Here is a 1,748-nt window from a genome sequence, read left to right as displayed (position 1 = left end):
CGAAAAATTAAAGGAAGAATGGAAAAAAGAAAATTTTAAAATTAGCCTTGTTTTTGATTTAGATACTACTAAAAAAAATAATATACTTACTTGGCAAAAAGGAAGAAATACAGATGCAATCATAAGATATCTTAATGATGAAGGGTATTCGGTCACATATGAGGAAATTGAGAAAACAAAAGTAAAATTTGAAGATTGTGTAGATGATACGGAAGCTCAAAAGAACAGAAAGAAAATTATGAAGATGATTGATGGTTATTGCGACAAAATGAATTTGAAAGTTCATGTTCCTTTTGAATGCCACCTGATAATAATAGATGATATGAAAAAGAAAGGGTATGGTTGGGACTACGGATACTAAAAAAATAATCTCTACGAGAGATATTGGTGCGGGAGCTTTATACGTTTATACCTCAAAAAATTGATTTAAGGACGGCGAAACAATGGATGCAATAAGAAAAAAATATACAATAATTAGTATCCTAATAATAAGTATAAGTATATTTACAATCATTATAAAGACGCACTACAACCAATACAAGAAGGAAGAGTCAAGGGTTGTAAGTGATAATATGAAGATAGCCTTTCTTTTTGAAGTTAATCCTAATAATGGTAAGTGGCTTAAAGGTAGAAATACAGACATCATAATAGAAGAATTTAACAAAAAAGGATGCAAAATAACATTCAGGGACATACAAAATACAAAGGTATACTATAATGACGTAAAAGGGAATCAGGATGCTTTAGAAAGCAGGAAAAAGATTTTTGAAGCTATAAAAAAGTACAAAGAAGTTGAAAAGACTGGTGATATAGGAATCGGGGCTTTACATACTTATATATCGAAAGAGCTTGACAACTGGATTCCTGAATAAGAGACTGAAAATATAAGTTTTAGGGACTTAGAGCGTGTGTATCGGTATGGGTGCACTACAAGATTATATTAAAGATAAATTGCATGAAGGGATGCTAAGCCATGGATGCATTAAAGAAAAAGAAAAATAGTATTATAGTTTTAGTAGTAATAAGTTCAATTTTTTTTGCATTTGCAGCAAAACACTATCATGATCAATATAAAAAGGAAGAGCTAAACGTAATAAGAAAAAATGCCGAGATGAAACTCGTTTTTGATCTGGAAGTTGATGAGAATGACAATTGGAGCAAAGGTAGAAACACAGATATTGTTATAGAGGAATTTAACAAAAAAGGTTGCAAAATAACATTTCAAGAAATACAAAGTGCAAAAGTTTTCTATAGCGATATAAAAGGAAACAATAAGGCGTTAGAAAGTAGAAAAAAGATTTTTGAAGCTATAAAAAAGTATAAAGAAGTCGAGAGTTTAGGAGATATTGGGAATGGTGCTTTACAAGACTATCTGGTTTCTCAGTTAGATTGGCAGACAAAATAAATTTTATACAAGGTTAATTTATTATTTATAAACCTATATGAAAATATAGGTGAAAATATGGGTAATTAAAATAATAAATTAATACTTGTTGAGGAAAGTGTGGATTCTGATGAAAAAAACTAAGATTATTTTTATAATACTAATTTTGATAAGTGTATGTGTTTCTTCAGTAATAATTGTAAAAGAGTATGGGGCATACAAAAAACAAAGCGAAAAATTAAAGGAAGAATGGAAAAAAGAAAATTTTAAAATTAGCCTTGTTTTTGATTTAGATACTACTAAAAAAAATAATATACTTACTTGGCAAAAAGGAAGAAATACAGATGCAATCATAAGATATCTT

4 protein-coding genes are annotated in these 1,748 nt (G+C 28.8%); all 4 read left to right on the top strand.

Annotation, left to right across the window (positions count from 1 at the left end; all coding sequences use genetic code 11):
- Nucleotides 1-361 (top strand): hypothetical protein (locus tag AXF17_RS07115; protein WP_169711336.1); only part of this gene is annotated, 361 nt, incomplete at its 5' end.
- Between the two features lie 82 nt (nt 362-443).
- Nucleotides 444-872, top strand: coding sequence for a hypothetical protein (locus AXF17_RS07110; protein WP_094234418.1), 429 nt, complete (start codon nt 444-446; stop codon nt 870-872).
- A gap of 101 nt (nt 873-973) precedes the next feature.
- Nucleotides 974-1,405 carry a hypothetical protein gene (locus AXF17_RS07105; protein ID WP_094234417.1) on the top strand — a complete coding sequence of 144 codons (432 nt, stop codon included), beginning with the start codon at nt 974-976 and terminating at the stop codon, nt 1,403-1,405.
- Nucleotides 1,406-1,514: 109 nt separating this feature from the next.
- Nucleotides 1,515-1,748, top strand: a 234-nt coding sequence (locus AXF17_RS09210) for a hypothetical protein (protein WP_169711335.1), incomplete at its 3' end; no start/stop codon positions are given.

The organism is Mogibacterium pumilum (assembly GCF_002243385.1).
Classification (GTDB): domain Bacteria; phylum Bacillota; class Clostridia; order Peptostreptococcales; family Anaerovoracaceae; genus Mogibacterium; species Mogibacterium pumilum.
This window is presented reverse-complemented; position numbering and strand designations above follow the sequence as displayed.

What these genes read in the sequence shown, in the direction of transcription:
- AXF17_RS07110 (WP_094234418.1), top strand. Translation starts at nt 444, where the DNA reads ATGGATGCAATAAGAAAAAAATATACAATAATTAGTATCCTAATAATA.
- AXF17_RS07105 (WP_094234417.1), top strand. Translation starts at nt 974, where the DNA reads ATGGATGCATTAAAGAAAAAGAAAAATAGTATTATAGTTTTAGTAGTA.